This window comes from Gillisia xinjiangensis (assembly GCF_046298265.1).
Taxonomy (GTDB): domain Bacteria; phylum Bacteroidota; class Bacteroidia; order Flavobacteriales; family Flavobacteriaceae; genus Gillisia; species Gillisia xinjiangensis.
The window spans coordinates 1-537 of the sequence record NZ_JBKAHK010000111.1; the positions used below are offsets into that span (position 1 = coordinate 1).

Annotated in this window: 1 protein-coding gene; it reads right to left on the reverse strand. The window is 60.9% G+C overall.

All coding sequences use genetic code 11. The annotated features are described in order from the left end of the window. The coding region (locus ACKGJN_RS16745) for a transporter substrate-binding protein (protein ID WP_458250435.1) at window positions 1-465 on the reverse strand (465 nt) is incomplete at its 3' end. Window positions 466-537: the final 72 nt, after the last annotated feature.

Genomic DNA, 537 nt, shown 5'->3' on the forward strand with positions numbered 1-537 from the left:
CTCGACCGCCGGGATCGCCTGCTGGTTCGGCGCCGCGCCGGTGTAGAAGACGTTGCGCGAGCTCTCCTCGCCTTCGTACTGCACCGGATAGAACAGCAGCCCGTTCAGCTCCTCGAAGACCGGCAGTACCGACTTGCGGCTGACCGAGGTCCAGCAGCCGAAGACCACGTCGACCTTTTCCTTCTCGATCAGTTCGCGCGCCTTCTCGGCGAACAGCGGCCAGTCGGAAGCCGGATCGACAACCACAGCCTCGACCTGCTTGCCGAGCAGACCGCCCTTCTTGTTGAGATCGTCGACCATCATCAGGACGGTGTCCTTCAGAGTCGTCTCGGAAATGGCCATCGTGCCGGACAGAGAATGCAGCACGCCAACCTTGATGGTATCGGCCGCTTGGGCCATGGGGCCGGTGGCGAGGGCAGCCGCAAAAGCCGCCGCGCCCATCGCCCCCCTGATTACGGATTTCATTGTCTAACTCCGCTAGACGTTGATGTTGCACCGCAAAAGTTTGCGAATATTGGATACAATCTGTCAAGACCC